At 63.5% G+C, this 15,531-nt stretch carries 13 protein-coding genes; 6 read left to right on the top strand and 7 right to left on the bottom strand.

All coding sequences use genetic code 11. The features are described from left to right. Nucleotides 1-112 precede the first annotated feature (112 nt). The 6 genes from LMH93_RS01960 (at nucleotide 113) to LMH93_RS01935 (ending at nucleotide 8,474) form a co-directional block, all read left to right on the top strand. Nucleotides 113-631 (top strand): RNA polymerase sigma factor, encoded by a 519-nt coding sequence (locus LMH93_RS01960; RefSeq protein ID WP_230064801.1) that lies wholly within the window; start codon nucleotides 113-115, stop codon nucleotides 629-631. Continuing rightward, the gene (locus LMH93_RS01955; protein WP_185279902.1) at nucleotides 628-1,584 is read left to right on the top strand and encodes a FecR domain-containing protein; all 957 of its coding nucleotides are present in this window, start codon (nucleotides 628-630) and stop codon (nucleotides 1,582-1,584) included. The genes LMH93_RS01960 and LMH93_RS01955 overlap by 4 nt, the downstream gene beginning before the upstream one ends. A gap of 252 nt (nucleotides 1,585-1,836) precedes the next feature. Continuing rightward, complete coding sequence (locus tag LMH93_RS01950; RefSeq protein WP_003255632.1) at nucleotides 1,837-4,269, top strand: TonB-dependent siderophore receptor; 2,433 nt, start codon at nucleotides 1,837-1,839, stop codon at nucleotides 4,267-4,269. A 56-nt stretch (nucleotides 4,270-4,325) separates the two neighbouring features. After that, a complete protein-coding gene (locus tag LMH93_RS01945; RefSeq protein ID WP_185279900.1) occupies nucleotides 4,326-5,438 on the top strand; it encodes a PepSY-associated TM helix domain-containing protein in 1,113 nt (370 codons plus the stop codon). Continuing rightward, entirely contained in the window at nucleotides 5,435-5,620 is a 186-nt protein-coding gene (locus LMH93_RS01940) for a hypothetical protein (RefSeq protein ID WP_014860432.1), read from the top strand. Before LMH93_RS01945 ends, LMH93_RS01940 begins: the two co-directional genes overlap by 4 nt. A 67-nt stretch (nucleotides 5,621-5,687) precedes the next feature. Next, nucleotides 5,688-8,474 (top strand): dermonecrotic toxin domain-containing protein, encoded by a 2,787-nt coding sequence (locus LMH93_RS01935; protein WP_230064800.1) that lies wholly within the window; start codon nucleotides 5,688-5,690, stop codon nucleotides 8,472-8,474. A gap of 18 nt (nucleotides 8,475-8,492) precedes the next feature. Here LMH93_RS01935 and LMH93_RS01930 read toward each other — a convergent pair whose 3' ends face one another. The 7 genes from LMH93_RS01930 to waaF are packed head-to-tail and all read right to left on the bottom strand — an operon-like array spanning nucleotide 8,493 to nucleotide 15,453. Then, a complete protein-coding gene (locus tag LMH93_RS01930; RefSeq protein ID WP_230064799.1) occupies nucleotides 8,493-9,935 on the bottom strand; it encodes a lipopolysaccharide kinase InaA family protein in 1,443 nt (480 codons plus the stop codon). Next, the gene (locus LMH93_RS01925) at nucleotides 9,935-10,687 is read right to left on the bottom strand and encodes a lipopolysaccharide kinase InaA family protein (protein ID WP_121782764.1); all 753 of its coding nucleotides are present in this window, start codon (nucleotides 10,685-10,687) and stop codon (nucleotides 9,935-9,937) included. The genes LMH93_RS01930 and LMH93_RS01925 overlap by 1 nt, the downstream gene beginning before the upstream one ends. Continuing rightward, nucleotides 10,684-11,418: a lipopolysaccharide kinase InaA family protein gene (locus tag LMH93_RS01920; RefSeq protein WP_003255642.1), complete on the bottom strand. Its 735-nt coding sequence runs from the start codon at nucleotides 11,416-11,418 to the stop codon at nucleotides 10,684-10,686. The genes LMH93_RS01925 and LMH93_RS01920 overlap by 4 nt, the downstream gene beginning before the upstream one ends. After that, nucleotides 11,418-12,224, bottom strand: coding sequence for a lipopolysaccharide core heptose(I) kinase RfaP (gene rfaP, locus LMH93_RS01915; protein ID WP_003255644.1), 807 nt, complete (start codon nucleotides 12,222-12,224; stop codon nucleotides 11,418-11,420). Before rfaP ends, LMH93_RS01920 begins: the two co-directional genes overlap by 1 nt. Beyond that, the gene (locus LMH93_RS01910) at nucleotides 12,221-13,345 is read right to left on the bottom strand and encodes a glycosyltransferase family 4 protein (protein WP_010951696.1); all 1,125 of its coding nucleotides are present in this window, start codon (nucleotides 13,343-13,345) and stop codon (nucleotides 12,221-12,223) included. The genes rfaP and LMH93_RS01910 overlap by 4 nt, the downstream gene beginning before the upstream one ends. Continuing rightward, the gene (gene waaC / locus LMH93_RS01905; protein ID WP_003255648.1) at nucleotides 13,345-14,403 is read right to left on the bottom strand and encodes a lipopolysaccharide heptosyltransferase I; all 1,059 of its coding nucleotides are present in this window, start codon (nucleotides 14,401-14,403) and stop codon (nucleotides 13,345-13,347) included. The genes LMH93_RS01910 and waaC overlap by 1 nt, the downstream gene beginning before the upstream one ends. Continuing rightward, complete coding sequence (gene waaF, locus LMH93_RS01900; RefSeq protein ID WP_003255649.1) at nucleotides 14,404-15,453, bottom strand: lipopolysaccharide heptosyltransferase II; 1,050 nt, start codon at nucleotides 15,451-15,453, stop codon at nucleotides 14,404-14,406. Nucleotides 15,454-15,531: the final 78 nt, after the last annotated feature.

Here is a 15,531-nt window from a genome sequence, read left to right as displayed (position 1 = left end):
CCAAGCCCCATGATGGCAATCCGATAAGCGTCCATTGCACCCACCCCCTCCCCTCTGCAACAATCGAGAATAATTATCGTTAGTTAATGCATTCGTTCCGGGGGGACGCTGCTTGTCTTCTGCACAAAGCCCACACGCCGATCTGGTCGGTGCGCTGTACCGCGACCACCGCGGCTGGCTGCTCGCCTGGCTGCAACGCAGCATGGCCTGCCGCCAACGTGCCGAAGACCTGAGCCAGGACACCTTCGTGCGCCTGCTTGGTCGTGAGCAACTGGAGACACCCCGCGAACCCCGCGCGTTTCTGGCCGCCGTGGCCAAGGGGCTGATGTTCGACCACTTCCGTCGCACCGCGCTGGAACAAGCCTACCTGGCCGAACTGGCATTGATCCCTGAAGCCGAACAGCCCTCGCCAGAAATGCAGCACCTGATCCTTGAAGACCTCAAAGCCATCGACCGCCCGCTCGGCAAGCTGTCGAGCAAGGCTCGCGCGGCGTTTCTGCACAGCCGCCTGGACGGCATGGGCCATGCCGAGATTGCCGAGCGCCTTGGCGTTTCGGTGTCGCGGGTGCGCCAGTACATCGCCCAAGGGATGCGCCAGTGCTATGTAGCCCTGTATGGGGAGCCGACGTGAGCAACGTCCCGGTTTCGTCCCGGGTCCTGGAAGCCGCGATTGCCTGGAAACTCAGCCTCGGCGACAGCAGCAGCACGCCTGATGAGCGCAATGAATTCATGCGCTGGCATGCCGCCAGCGAAGAGCACGCACGTGCCTGGCGCCAGCTCGGCGCCATGGACCAACGCGTTAGCGCGGCGGCTGGCCCGGCACGCCAGGCGCTGCTGCAATCACGCGCCAGCCTGCGGCGACGCATTGGCAAGGTTGGCGGCGGGCTGGCTGGCACGTTTCTCCTCGGCGCGCTGCTGGCATGGGGCGGCGCCCCGTCGCTGGCACCCAGCTACTGGCTGGCTGACCAGCGCACCGCCACGGGAGAGTTGCGTACCTTGCGCCTGGAAGACGGCACACTGCTGAGCCTGAACACCCACACCGCCGTGGACATCGACTACGCCGGCGCGCAACGGGTGATCGTGCTGCACCAAGGCGAAATCTCGGTCGAAACCGGCCACCAGGACTCGCGCCCGCTGCTGGTACGCACTGAGGACGGTCGTTTGCGGCCACTGGGCACGCGCTTCCTGGTGCGCCGCGAAGCCGGCGGTACGCGCCTGGAAGTGCTGCAAGCCTCGGTCGCCGCCATGCCGCATAACAGCGGCGACGAACAGGTGCTGCGCGAAGGCCAGCAGGTGTTGATGAACGCCAACGGCCTAGGCGAGGTTGGCACGGTGCCTGCCGGTGCCGATGCCTGGACCCGCGGCATGCTGGTGGTCGACAACGTACGCCTGGGCGACCTGCTCGCCACACTGGGCCAGTACCGCAGCGGCTACCTCGGAGTGGATGCCAAGGTCGCCGACCTGCGTGTGACCGGCAGCTTCCCGCTGACCAACACCGACCTGGCGCTGACCTCGCTGGTGCCGGCGTTGCCGGTGAAGATCGAGCGGCATACGCAGTGGTGGGTGAACGTCACTTCCAAATAGGCCGGGCCTGCTGGCCAATTTCCACCCGCCGTTCACCGTTGCCGCCACCACCGTATTCGCGGGTAAACCCGCTCCTACCACGGTGGTGGGCACACATCGGGGTCGTCGTAGGAGCGGGTTCACCCGCGAAGAGGCCGGTGCTGGCAAACCACCTTTTAAATAATTCTCAATATTTTTCAGATTCACCCTGTCACTTTTCAGATCTCGCTCGGCAAGGAAGCAGCAAGCACTTACCCGTCGAGGAACCGCCGCATGTCCCGTGCCGTTGATCATATTCTGCGCCCCAGCCTGATGGCCCTGGCCATCGGCCTGGCGGCCCCGCTGACCAGCCCTGCCTTGTTCGCCGCCGAGCAATCCATGTCGCGCGCCTACAACCTGCCCAGCGCGCCACTGGCCACCACCCTCAACCAGATCGCCAGTCAGGCCGGCATTGCCTTGGCCATCGACCCGGCACTGGTCAGCGGACGCACCTCGGCCCCGGTAAGCGGCCAATACGACGGCCTGGGCGCCCTGCAAGCCGCCCTGAGCGGTACCGGCCTGCAGTTGCAGCAGAGCAGTGCGGGCAGCTACAGCCTGGTGGCCGTGCCGGATGGCACACTGGCCTTGCCGGAAACCACCGTGAATGCCACCAGCGCCAGCGAAAGCGCCTGGGGCCCGGTTGAGGGCTACGTGGCCAAGCGCACTGCTGCTGGCACCAAGACTGACACGGCACTTGTGGAAGTCCCCCGCTCCATCTCTGTGGCCACCCGCGAGCAAATGAAAGACCGCGGTGTACACAGCCTGGATGATGCAGTGCGCTATATGCCAGGTATCGTCTCCGCCAGCTTCGGCAGCGATACGCGGTATGACTGGATGCGCGTGCGCGGCTTCGAACCAACGCAATTCCTCGATGGGCTGCCGCTGCCACGCGGCGTGTACGCCAACCCGAAAGCCGAAACCTGGAACCTCGACCGCCTCGCCCTGCTGCGCGGCCCGGCCTCTTCGATCTACGGCCAGACCCCACCTGGCGGCCTGCTGGACATGGTCAGCCGCCGTCCGCAAGCGGAAAGCGCTCACGAAATCGAGCTTCAATACGGCAGCGACAACCATCGCCAGATCAACTTCGCAAGCACCGGCAAGATCGACGATGAAGGTCGCTTTCTCTATGGCGTCAGTGGCGTTATCCGTGACAGTGGCACCCAGATCGACCACATCGACAACAAGCGCTACAACATTGCCCCAAGCCTGACCTGGAACATTGACGAAGACACGACGCTGACCTTCCTGACCCAGTTCACCCGTGACGATACCGGTGCCACCAGCCAATTCCGGCCCATCCAGGGCACCAAGATCGACATGCCGTTCGGCAAGATCTCGCACCACAAGAACCTGGGTGACCCGGATTACGAGTTCTACGACCGTACTTACTACGCGCTGGGTTACGCCTTCGAACACCGCATCAACGACGTCTGGCAGTTCCGCCAGAACCTGCGCTACACCAAGTCAGACCTGTCGTTCCAGACCATCACCCCTGGCAGTTACTACGAGCCCGGCGGCCCGGTCAAAGACGATGGCACTGTCAGCCGCATGTCCACCAACACCGATGAAGACATCAGCCAGTTCGCGGTGGACAACAACTTCCAGGCGGACTTCGCTACCGGGGACATCAACCACACGCTGTTGATCGGTCTGGACCACCAGCGCATCAACACCAACTACCTGTCGATCTTCGACTTCACCGTGCCGGACAGCAACGTCAACAACCCGGTCTACGGGCTGCCGATCACTCGCCCGGATCGCTCGACCGCGTTTTACGACTACAACCAGAAAACCCGTCAGACTGGCCTGTATGTGCAGGACCAGATGGCGCTTGGTAACTGGCGCCTGACCCTGGGCGGTCGTGAAGACTGGGTGCACACCGGCACCAAGTTCTTCAACCAGGGCGATGCCACCAATACCCAGCGGGACAAGAAGTTCAGCGGCAACGCAGCCATCAGCTACGTGTTCGACTCGGGCTTCGTGCCGTACCTGTCCTATGCCGAGTCGTTCCAGCCGTCCAGCAATGCCAGTGTGTCGGCCTCGGACTCGTTCAAACCCACCGAAGGCAAGCAGTGGGAGCTGGGCGTGAAGTATCAGCCACCGGGGTCCAACACCCTGTTGTCGGCAGCCGTGTACGACCTGACTCAGAAAAACGTCTCGGTCACCAATACGGTCGGTGGTGTGACCATCACCAGCCAGACCGGTGAAGTGAAAGTCCGCGGCCTTGAACTGGAAGCGGTTTCCGATGTGACCGACAACCTGAAGGTGATTGCCGCCTACACCCTGGCCAAGTCCGAGGTGCAGGATGGCGATTTCAAAGGTAACCGCCTGCAACTGATGCCTAACCAGCAAGCGTCCATCTGGGGCGACTATACCTGGCACTCGGGCGTGCTCGACGGCTTCGGCATCGGCCTGGGCGCGCGTTATACCGGTAATACCTACGGCGACCAAGGCAATACCTACCTGGGCAAGGCCAAGGCCTACACCGTCTTCGACGGGTCGGTGCATTACGACCTGGGTCGCCTGAACGGCAGCCTGAAGGGCGCGTCGGTCGCGGTCACCGCCACCAACCTGCTGAACAAGGACTACCTCTCTACTTGTGACGCGTACTACTGCTACTACGGCGATGAGCGCAGCGTTGTCGCCAGCGCCACTTACAAGTTCTGAGTGAGCTGGGGCCGCCTTGCGGCCCCGGGTTCCAACCGACAACAATCGGTACCGTGATGAAGAGCCCCACCATCCGCCGCTGGTCCTTGATCCACACCTGGAGCAGCCTGGTCTGTACCCTGTTCCTGCTGTTGCTGGCAGTCACCGGCCTGCCGCTGATCTTCCACCACGAACTCGAACACCTGCTAGGCGACGCCCCTGAACTGCGTGAAATGCCGGCAGGCACCCCGCACCTCGACCTGCAACAACTGGTGCTCAAGGCCGAACAACATCGCCCCGGCGAGGTCATGCAGTACTTCGGCTACGATGAAGACGAGCCCAACGGCGTAGTCGCCATTACCGCCGCCACCGCCGGCACCGACCCCAACCTGTCGCACACCTTCATGCTCGATGCACGCACCGGCGAGGCGGTGGCCATGCCGGCCGCCAACGGCGGTTTCATGATGGTGATGCTGCGCCTGCATGTGGACATGTTCGCAGGCCTGCCGGGCAAGCTGCTGCTGGCCTTCATGGGCGTATTGTTCATTGTCGCGATTGTCTCCGGCACCGTGCTCTATGCGCCGTTCATGCGCCGCCTGGAATTCGGCACCGTACGCCACAAGAAGTCCCGCCGCCTGCGCTGGCTCGACCTGCACAACCTGATCGGCGTGGTCACCCTGGCCTGGGCATTGACGGTGAGCGTGACCGGGGTAATCAGTGCCCTGTCCGACCTGGTCATCGCAGCCTGGCGCAACGACAGCCTGGCTGCGATGGTTGCCCCCTACCGCGACGCCCCGCCGCTCGTCGAGCGCGCCCCAGCCTCTCGCCTGCTGGACATTGCCGAGCGGGCCGCACCCGGCATGCGCCCGGACTTCATCGCGTTTCCTGGCACGCGTTTCTCCAGCGAGCACCACTATGCGGTGTTCATGAACGGTGCCACCCACCTGAGTTCGCACCTGTTCACGCCAGTACTGATCGATGCTCGCACCCTTGAAGTGACTGCCGTCGGCAACCGTCCCTGGTACATGGATGCCATGGGCCTGTCGCAGCCACTGCATTTCGGCGATTACGGCGGGCGACCGATGCAGATCCTCTGGGCGTTACTGGACGTGCTGACAATCATCGTGCTCGGCAGCGGCCTCTACCTGTGGTGGGGCAAGCAGCGCAAACCCAGGGAGGCACGCGCATGAGCCACAGGTCGCAACCCACTGCGCGCCTCTTCGCCTGGCCAGCGTTGATTGCCCTGCTTGGCTTTCTGGGCCTGTTCGCCGCACTGCTCGGCGACGGTGGCTGGGACGTTCTGGCATGGGCCGGCCTGGGCCTGCCGGCCCTGCTGAGCCTACGCGGGCTGCTCTGGCGTCGGGGGCGCTAGCCCGCTACCACCCCGCAACCGCAGGTATTGCCAAGCATGGGGTTTTCCTCAACCAAGGAACCGCCCCATGCGCCCCCTCGAACAACTGGAACAGATCGACCGACAAATCGGTGACTTGCTCGACGGCCTTCCGACCCTCGACCTTCAACACCCCATCAACCCCGACACGCGCACCTGGCTGCACGGCGAACTGGCCAGCTTCTGGACCACGGCCGATGAGCAAGGCGAAACCCCCAGACAAAAGCTGCTGGCACTGCGCAAGGCGCTGATGCTGGCCGAGGTTGAACTGCGCCTGGGCGACGAGACCTTGGGCTACCGCTCAGCCGATCAACTATGGGCCTGCCTGCAACAGCCACTACCCTCCCAGCGCAGGCATATGCCCCTGGCCAAAAGGCCACAGGTCTACCGCGTTCTGCTGGAAGGCCTACGGCCCAACTGGCGAAGCTACCTGCCAGGCACACTGATCATCGTTGCCGGTACCGCCGAAGGCCCTATGCTCACGCCTCAGGATGCCGCAGGCGCTGCTTTGCTGTGCAGCCTGTCACAAGGCATAGAGGCCTTCGACTCCCTTGCCGCACTGCATTTAGAGCTTTGCGAACGCCTAGAAGCCCCCCTCCAGAGCAGACCGCTGCTGCAGCTGTACTCTGACGCGCAGGCAGACCGCGCTCGCCGGTCACAGCGCCTGCGCTATGACTGGTACGCCGACAGCCTGCTGGAGGCCCAGATCGACAGCGTGATAGAAGCCCAACGCCAACGCCTGAGTGACACCGGCTTGTGGAGCAACGGCTCACCCGACCAGCACACCCGAATACATAAAGCCCTGGCGCTATGGCCCGAAGTCGGCGCCAAACCCATCCTGCAAACACGCTACTCTCAATTGCTTGAGAAGAATCTGCCCAACTGGCTGCGCAATACATCTGCGCAAGGCCTGAGCCATATGATGCAGGCCATGCAAACGCTGGTGGCAATCGCCGAGCAGGCTGCTGCCCCGGGAGTGCTGAGCCTTAACGACTTCAAACAACGCAATAGCCTGCTGGCCTGGGCCAACGCACGCCTTCGCGAGCGCCTGAGCCATGACCTGGGGTACGACACAGATCCTCGCGAGATCAAGATCGTGGTCGTACGCGCCCGCCGCACGGGCGCCATCATGCATCCCTTCGCCCTCTCATCCTATGTCACCTATGTAGGCATGCGACGCGTGGGCCACGAGATGGTGGAGATGGTCGAGGAAATCAACACCCTCGAAGAGATCGCCCTCAAGAACTTGCCGTGGTTCGATACCGACTACTGGCTGACTGCCCGGGTGATCCATGCCCACGGCAAAGCCATGCCCGCCGGGCTCACGCCGCAGTATGTCAAGCACATGGTCCGGGAACTGAACGTGGGTGACAGCTACGCAAAGTACCTGCACACCCAACTGATCAGTTCCAGAGCAGGCAAATGGCGCCTGACTGCGCACAGCAAGGTCAACCATGCACGCATGCACGCTGAAGCCGTGAAGGCGCGCTACGCCGGACACTTTGGCGAAGACCCTTTCGAACATGGCTACAACTGGGTGCGCGCAGTGCTGGACCAACCACACAATGCCTTGCGTGCGCCAGTAGCAGGCTACCCGGTCACTGTTCGGCAGTTGAACATCATGGGCCATACCCTGCAGGGCGTGCTTCTGCTCAACAGCCTCCCCTACAAGTCTCCGGCATGCGTGCTGTACACCCCGGATGCCCCGGACCGCAGGGCCTGGCGCCGTTTTCGCACGACCCGCGAACTGCTTCGCACATTGCGCCAACAGCCCACGTTGAGAGCATACGTAGCCCAGCGCCTGCCATTGCTGCCTGCCGCCACGGTGGAGCGGCTGCTGGAGAAGGGTCGCATGAGCACACATTTGACGACACCCGAGATCAAGGACGACCTGTTCTTCGTCTACTACATGGCCGAAGCCCGGGCGCTGATCGCTCAGGCCGATGCCGAAAGCATGACGACCAGGGAAGTGAATGTGGAGTCGGTCATGGCGCTGAGCTGGCGCTTACTGGACTTCATCAGCCTGCTGCTGCCGAACCGTGCGCTGCTGGTGCTGTCGATCGGCCGCATGGCAATCGATATCTGGGACGGCGCCGAGGCCTTCAAGCAAGAGGATGTCGAAGGGGTGATACGGCATGCCTATCAGGCGCTTAGCCACATCAACGATGCGGGAACCAGTTTTCTGGGTTCCAGAGTGCTGCGCCGATCCCTGCGCGGGATCCCCAAACAACCGCCACTGCCGCTGCCCGCACGCCTCCAGGTACAACCGGGCAGCAGCAGCCTGCGCTATCGCATAGACGGTATCTACGGTGAAGGTGTCTACGAGCAAAGCTCGGCGTTTGGTGGGCAATCGCTGTACTTCGTCAAGGACAACGACAACCGCTATTACCGGGTCAGCTTCGACGGCTACCGCTGGCGAGCCATCGACCCTGACCAGCCAGATGCCTATCTGCAGCAACCGCTCAAGCGCAAAGCCGACGGGCAGTGGGTCATCGACTCACCGGTGCTCTGGTACGACGGGCTGCCCGACCTGACACAATTACTGCAGGACTGCTATCTGCAAACGCCTGTGGACGGCCTGCCGGTAAACATCGAACAAGGGCTTTTTCAAGCTGACGATCAGCTGTACCTGGCGCTCAAGGACGGGCAGTTGCCTGTGCGCCGCCACTTGCTGCCGGATCATTACCACTTGCAGATTGCCGTTGCCAGCAACGCCGGCGTGGTGCCGTGGGCGGTGCTGCGCCACGAAAACGGCCAGTGGCTGATACGCGTTCGTCAGGCAGGGCGCAGCAGTGACTGGCTGACATTGCCAGATCAACCACCGCCGGCCCACTGACAGCCGGAACCGGCGGCCTCAGTCGACCAGTTTTGGCAACAGCCGGTCCAGCCGCTGATGCAAGGCACTGCCATTGGGCCAGTTGCGCAGCAGCCGCGCCCGATCACGGGCATAGGCCGGTGCGAAGCTGAGCTGGGTGGCGTGCTGGCACATGGCATCGAGGTCGATCAGCGACCACTGGCCGTTGTGCCAGAACAGGTTATGGCCTTTGAAGTCGCCGTGGCTGATGCGTTCGCGAATCAGCTGCTGCATCACGTGCACCAAAGCATCCACCTGCTCCTCGGGCGCATCGCCGCTTTCGACGTAGGGCGCGAAGCATGCCGTCAGGTCCGGGCCGTCGACATACTCGGTGACCAGGTAAGCACGGCTGCGCAGGCCCAGCACCCGCTGCTCCAGCACCGCGAGGGGGCGTGGCGTGGCGATGTCGAGGAATTCCAGGCGGTGGCCTTCAATCCAGGAATGCCAGGCCCGGCTCGGGCGCCAGAAGCGCTTGAACCAATGTGCGGTGTTCTTGATGTTGTAGCGCTTGATCACCAACGGGCGACCATTGACCTCGATGCGCGCCACGCTGGCAGCGCCACCGGTCTTGTACAAATGGCCCTTGTCGATCAGCGCATCGGCCTGATCCAGTACAGGCTGCATGGCCTGGACCTCACTGCGGCGGATCGCCTGCAAGCCCGAGAGGGTGCGCTGGACGCTGAACAGGCTGCACTCGCGGCCAGCCTTGTCCAGATAGTCCTTCTGCCGCCAGTGGCGCACCTTGTCCACCTGTTTCTGCAGGGCTTCCAGCGGCAACGCATGCTCGGCATTGGCCAGCAGGTAATGCACCAGCAGCTCTTCGATGAACGGCTCCAGGCGCTTGGGCAACTGGGCGAAGAACACCCCGAGGTTTTCCAGCACGCGTGGACGCGACAACTGCTGACCGGGTGTTTCCGCCCTGATGCCCGCACCGTCGATCAGGTACAGCTTGCCGGCATGGCGCAGCAGGTTGTCCAGGTGCAGGTCTTCCTGCCAAAGGCCTTGAGCGTGCATGTGCGCCACAGCCGTGAGCGCTTCGCCCAGTACCAGGTGCTGCTCGTCCGCCAGCACTGGCAGGTTTTCCACTGCGGCCCAGGCATCGGCCAGGCTTTGGGCACCGTCAAGGAACTCGAACAGCAGCCAGCCGCCCTCGCCTTCCTTGAGGCCGTCGGCCAGTAGCGTCGGTGTGGTCAGGCCTTGTTCGGCCAGCAACTTCACACCCTGCAGTTCGCGCTGGAAATGCCGCGCGGCGTTACCACCGACCAGCAGCTTCGCCAGCACCGGTGTGCCACGCCAGACACCAGCGCCCACATAACGCTGGCCCGGCAGCACACGCAGCAGGGTGAGCAGTTGCAAGTCGGCACTGCCGGCGGCATCAACCAACGTGATACTCAGGGGCAGCGTCGGGCTGCGCCCGGCATCCTTCAGTTCAGACAAACGCATCAGCGAGCCTCTTTTTCACGACGGCGTTGCGTCAGCCGTTGCAGCCAGGTGTCGACCAGCGCGCCGTCAGCCGGCTGCCCCAGGTAGGTCGCCAGCAAAGTACGTACATCCGGCACGCGCCAGGCTTGCGCGCGGCGCAGCAGCGGCTCCAGGTCCTTGAGGCGGTCACGCATGCCGAACAGCAGCGGCCGGGTCTTTTCCAGGTCGATCAATTGCGCGTCCCAACCCTCACGGCGTTGACGCAGGAAAATGTGCTTGGGGTAGAAGCAACCATGCACCTGGCCGGCGCTGTGCAGGGTGCGTGCCAGCTGACCGCAGGCCTGCAGGATGCCAGTGCGCTCGGCTTCACCCAACCGCGGCCACTGCGCCAGCAGGCTGTCGAGGTCGGCCCATTCGTCCAGAGCGCGGGTCATCAGGATAGCCCGGTGCTTGCCGCCCTGCTTGCGCTCGCCGTAGAACACCGCCTGCAATGCCGGAATGCGCAGCTTCTGGTAGCGACTGATGTTGCGGAATTCGCGGGCGAAGGTGGGCTCGCCGAACGGCCGGTGCAAGGTACGGGTCAGGTAGTCGCTCTGGCGCTTGAGGTAGTAGCCCTTGCCTTCGAGTTCCAGACGGAAGACGCTGCTCCAGCCACCACGGCCGGTGTTGGGTTCGTCCACAGCATCAAGTTGCAGCGCCCACAGTGCCTCGAAGTTGTCCAGGCCATGGCGCTTGAGCAGCGCGAGGTCCGCGCTGGCCAGGTAATCGGTCATTCCCTTCCCTCGAAAAAGCCCAGTACCCGATGAATGCGCTTCTTGTCACGCACATTCAGCCGGTCGCGGCCACGGTATTGCAGGTAGAAGCGCAGGCGCTGGGTAGCTGACAGGTGGTATTTGGCCACTTTGTCCAGGCATGCCAGGTCCTTGATCATCCGGTGGCGCCACATGAAACCGCGCCAGAAGTCGCCGGTGGGGCAGTCGATGAAGAATAGCGTGCCTTGGTCATCGACCAGCAGGTTGCGCCACTTCAGGTCGTTATGGGCAAAGCGGTGTTGGTGCATGACCCGGGTATGGCGCGCCAGTTGACGGCTGACATGGTCGACCCAGCTGCGGTCGGCCAAGCGCGCATCGTTGTTATCGGCCAGGGCCGACAGGTCTTCGGTGTGCGGCAGCTCACGGGTGATCATAGCGCCACGGCCAAAGGCCAGGCCGTTGCGCTCCAGGCCCCAGGCCACGACTTCGGCAGTGGGAATACCCCATTTGGCGAACTGCTTGAGGTTTTGCCATTCGGCCTTGATGCGTGGCCGCCCCAGGTACCGGCGCATGTGCTTGCCGGCCCCGGTGTAGCGCTTGACGTAGTAGTTGATCCCGTCACGCTCGATGCGTACCACCTCACTGAGCGGGTCGCGGGTCAGCCGTTCGCCCTGGAGGGCGAACACCGCGTCGAGGCTGCCGAAGTCCGCCGCCAGGTGTTCGTACCCCGGCGCCAGTGTCCAACTCGCCATCAGAGTGCGTCCCCATAGCGTTGCTTGCGATCGTAGAGTTTCTGGGCCTTGCGCTCCAACCAGGCGAGCAGCGCGGCTTCGTCCTTCAGCACCTGCCGCAGCGGACGCTGGAAGTAACCGCGCAGGAAGCGCAGCTTGTCGCGTTGGGTCAGGCCAATGTCCAGGGCCGAAAAGTACAGCGCAGCCAGGTCCTTGTCGCGCCAGCGGCGGCTGATTCTGGCACGGGTTTGCGCGCGGTGCAGGTCGATCACCGACAGTTTGAAGTCATCCGCCGTCACCGGTCGGTCGGTGTGCAGCAGGAAATGGCAGATGTAGCAATCGCGGTGGTTGACCCCGGCGCGGTGCATCCCGCCAGTCATCTTCGCCACCTCGGCGATCAGTGCACGCTTCAGGCGCGGCTCAGGCGGCTGTTTGACCCAGTCGATGCTGAAGTCTTCCAGGCTGATGGTCGGCGCCAGCTCTTCAGTGATGATGAACGAGTGCTGCGCGGCCGGGTTGCTGCCACGCTCGCCATAGGCGACTGCGGTCATGGTAGGCACACCCACCTCGTGCAGGCGCTGGATGGCCTTCCACTCCTGGCCGGCACCGAGCACCGGCAGCTTGGCGGTGAACAGGTTCTTGAAAATCTCGCCCCAGCCGATGCCACGGTGGATCTTGACGAAAAAGCCCTCGCCAGCCACTTCGGTGCGCAGCGTGCGGCGCCCTTCCAGCTCGCGATAGACCTCGCCTTGCAGCGCCTCCACGGCGTCGAAGGCATCACGCCCGGCCCACAGGCGTTTGAAGGGTTCGGCCAATATCAGCTTCATGCGGTTTTTTGCCCCAGGATCACGTCGGCAGCATGCTGCGGCATGCTGTACAGATCGGCGCTATCGGCAAATGCCAAGCCATTGCGCGACCAGCTGGCACGCGCCTGCGGGTCTTCGAGCATGCGCTGCAGATAGCCGTTGAGCTGCTCTTGTTCGAACGGCTCGTCCAGCACCAGGCCGCTGTCGGCCTCGGCAATGTAGTGGGCATAGCCGCACACCTTGGACACCAGCACCGGCAAGCCGGCGACCAACGCTTCGAGCAGCACCGTACCGGTATTCTCGTTGTACGCCGGGTGAATCAGCAGGTCGGCGCCCAGCAGGAAGCGCGGGATGTCGCTACGGCCCTTGAGGAACTGCACCTGGTCGCCCAGACCCAGGGTAGCGCTTTGCAGCTGGAATACCTTGGGGTCGTCCTGGCCGATCACCATCAGCCTGGTGCGTTTGCGCAGGGCCGACGGCAGCGCGGCCAGTGCCTTGAGGCTGCGGTCCACACCTTTGGTCTTGAAGCCTGAGCCAATCTGCACCAGCAGCAGGTCGTCATCCCCCAGGTTGAATTCCTTGCGGAACTCAGCGCGGATCTCGGCGGCATTGGCCGGCGCACGGCGATCCTGGGAAATGCCTGGCGGCAGCAGGTGGAAGCGTTCTACTGGGGTGCCGTAATGCTTGATGAACAGCGGCTGCTGCACTTCGGAAATCATCAGCACTTCGGTATGGGCGTCCTTGGCGAACACCGCACGCTCGTACTCGGCAAAGTGCCGGTAGCGGCCCCAGCGGCGGTACAGGCCACCGCGCAGGGTCTGCGCCTTGTCCTCGAAGCAGCCGTCGGCGGCGTAGTACACGTCCAGCCCCGGCATCTTGTTGAAGCCGATCAGGCGGTCGACTGGGCGCTTGGCCAGGTCGGCGGCCATCCAGGCGCTGAGCTTCTCGTTGCGGCGGTGGTTGAAGATCGCCTTCACCGGCGCCACCAGCACTTCGAAGCCCGGCGGAATGTCACCCTCCCAGATCAGCGTATACACACGGATCTGGTGGCCCCGCTTCTGGCATTCCAGGGCAATGCGCATGAAATCGCGCTGCAGCCCGCCGAAGGGGAAATATTTGTAAAGCACGAAAGCCAGTTGCATCAACGGACATCCTCAGCCAGCAGCAACGCGCTCAAGCGGCTCGCCACATGCTCGGGATTCAGGCGAGTGAAGCACAGTGGCCACTCGCGTTTCAGATCGAACCGGGCCAGGTCATCGGCGCTCGGTTTGTAGGTGCACTTCTTCTGCAGGCAGGGAGCGCAAGGCCAGTCACTGGCCTGGTGAATCTGGGTCCGTCCGTAGGCGCCAGTCAGGCCCGGGTTGGTTGGGCCAAACAGCGAAAGGGTGGGCACATCGAGTGCCGCCGCCAGGTGGCCAAGGCCGGTATCGACCGCCACGCAGGCCTTTGCCGCCGCCAGAACACGAGCGACGCCGGCAAGGTTCAATTTGGGGAGCACCTGGCAGTTGTTCAAGCCTTGGGCAATTCGCTCGGCCCGCGCCTTCTCAGCCGGATTACCCCAAGGCAGGCGCACTTCCAGCTTGCGCCGGCCCATGCGCTCGGCCAGTTCGCGCCAGTAGGCTTCGGGCCAATGCTTGGTCGCCCAGGTGGTGCCATGCAGGAACACCACATAGGGCGCAGCCGGGGGCAGTTGCAGGCGGTCGAGGTCCAGGCCGTAGTTGCCGATGCCTTCTGGCAGGTCATAGGCCAGGGCCATGGCAAACAGTTGGCGTACCCGCTCCACCGCGTGCTGGCCGGTAGCGACCGACAGAGGCCGGTCGTAGAAGCGGCTGGCCCAGCCTTCGCGCGCCGAGTAGCGATCCAGGCCGGCTACGGGTGCCTTCACGTAACGGGTCAACCAGGCCGACTTGACCAGGCCCTGGGCGTCGATCACAAGGTCGTACTTGCGCTCGCGCACGCGCTGCTTGAACGCCTTCCACTCGCCACTCTTGATGGTTTGCCAAAGGTTCTTGCGCCAGCGACGGATCGCCACCGGGATGACCTGGTCGACCGCGGGGTGCCAACTGGGGATTTCGGCGAAGCCTTCTTCCACCACCCAATCGAAACGGATGCCGGGAATGGCATGGGCGGCATCGGTAAGCGCCGGCAGGGTGTGGATGACATCCCCCAGCGACGAGGTCTTGATGATCAGTACCCGCACTTAGTCGACCTCGGCCACGGTATCGATCAGGTCCGGTCCGCTGAGGCTGTGCAGGGCGGCAATCACTTTGCCCGGTTCCAGCAGACGCAGGCAATTGTAATGGCCGAAGCGACAGGTGCGGTCAAAGCACGGGCTGCACTCGATACCGGTGCGCACCACTTCCACCTGTTCGGCCAGCGGTGGGGTGAAGCCGGGTGAAGTCGAGCCGTACACCGCCACCAACGGACGGTTCAGCGCAGCGGCCACGTGCATCAGACCGGAATCGTTGGACACCACGGCATGGGCGCAGGACATCAGGTCGATGGCCTCGGCCAGCGAGGTCTCACCGGCCAGGTTGGACGACTCTTCACGGAACCCCGGAATCAGCCGGTCGCGGATCTGCTCACCAACCGGGTGATCGTTCTTCGAGCCGAACAGCCACACTTGCCAGCCTTGGCGAATCATCGCATCGGCCACAGCGGCATAGTGCTCTGCCGGCCAGCGCTTGGCTTCGCCAAACTCGGCGCCAGGGCACAGCGCCAGTACCGGACGGTCCAGTTCCAGGCCGAACTTGGCCAGGGCGGCGTCACGGCTTTGCGCTTCGATCTGCAGGTTGGGGCGCGGGTATGGCTGCGGCAGCTCGGCGCCGGGTGCGTAAGCCAGGGCCATGAAGCGCTCGATCATCAGCGGATAGCGGGCCTTGTCCAGCTTGCGCACATCGTTCAGCAGGCCGAAGCGCATTTCACCGCGCCAGCCGGTGCGTTTGGGAATGCCGGCAAAAAAGGGCACCAGCGCCGACTTGAGCGAGTTGGGCAGCAGGATAGCCTGGTCGTACTGGCCGGCCAGGGACTTGCCGATGCGCCGACGTGTGGCCAGCTCCAGCGCGCCGTGACCGAGCGGGAAGCTCAAGGCCTGACGCACTTCAGGCATGCGTTCGAGGATCGGCCGGCTCCATTCAGGGGCCAGCACGTCGATCACGCAGTCGGGGTGCTGCTGTTTCAGGCACTGGAACAGGGTCTGCGCCATCACCATGTCGCCGACCCAGCTGGGGCCAATGATCAGTATTCTCATGCTTAGTCCAGAAACGCTCGGGGAGGCTACAGGCTGCGGTACAGCCTGGCCTCCCCTCTTTATATTCAGGCTATGTGG

The organism is Pseudomonas sp. CIP-10, from assembly GCF_020911845.1.
Classification (GTDB): Bacteria; Pseudomonadota; Gammaproteobacteria; order Pseudomonadales; family Pseudomonadaceae; genus Aquipseudomonas; species Aquipseudomonas alloputida.
The sequence above is the reverse complement of the archived record's forward strand: the minus strand, read 5'-3'. Positions and strand labels throughout refer to the sequence as shown.

What these genes read in the sequence shown, in the direction of transcription:
- LMH93_RS01950 (WP_003255632.1), top strand. Translation starts at nt 1,837, where the DNA reads ATGTCCCGTGCCGTTGATCATATTCTGCGCCCCAGCCTGATGGCCCTG.
- LMH93_RS01945 (WP_185279900.1), top strand. Translation starts at nt 4,326, where the DNA reads ATGAAGAGCCCCACCATCCGCCGCTGGTCCTTGATCCACACCTGGAGC.
- LMH93_RS01940 (WP_014860432.1), top strand. Translation starts at nt 5,435, where the DNA reads ATGAGCCACAGGTCGCAACCCACTGCGCGCCTCTTCGCCTGGCCAGCG.
- LMH93_RS01935 (WP_230064800.1), top strand. Translation starts at nt 5,688, where the DNA reads ATGCGCCCCCTCGAACAACTGGAACAGATCGACCGACAAATCGGTGAC.
- LMH93_RS01930 (WP_230064799.1), bottom strand. Translation starts at nt 9,935, where the DNA reads ATGCGTTTGTCTGAACTGAAGGATGCCGGGCGCAGCCCGACGCTGCCC.
- LMH93_RS01925 (WP_121782764.1), bottom strand. Translation starts at nt 10,687, where the DNA reads ATGACCGATTACCTGGCCAGCGCGGACCTCGCGCTGCTCAAGCGCCAT.
- LMH93_RS01920 (WP_003255642.1), bottom strand. Translation starts at nt 11,418, where the DNA reads ATGGCGAGTTGGACACTGGCGCCGGGGTACGAACACCTGGCGGCGGAC.
- rfaP (WP_003255644.1), bottom strand. Translation starts at nt 12,224, where the DNA reads ATGAAGCTGATATTGGCCGAACCCTTCAAACGCCTGTGGGCCGGGCGT.
- LMH93_RS01910 (WP_010951696.1), bottom strand. Translation starts at nt 13,345, where the DNA reads ATGCAACTGGCTTTCGTGCTTTACAAATATTTCCCCTTCGGCGGGCTG.
- waaF (WP_003255649.1), bottom strand. Translation starts at nt 15,453, where the DNA reads ATGAGAATACTGATCATTGGCCCCAGCTGGGTCGGCGACATGGTGATG.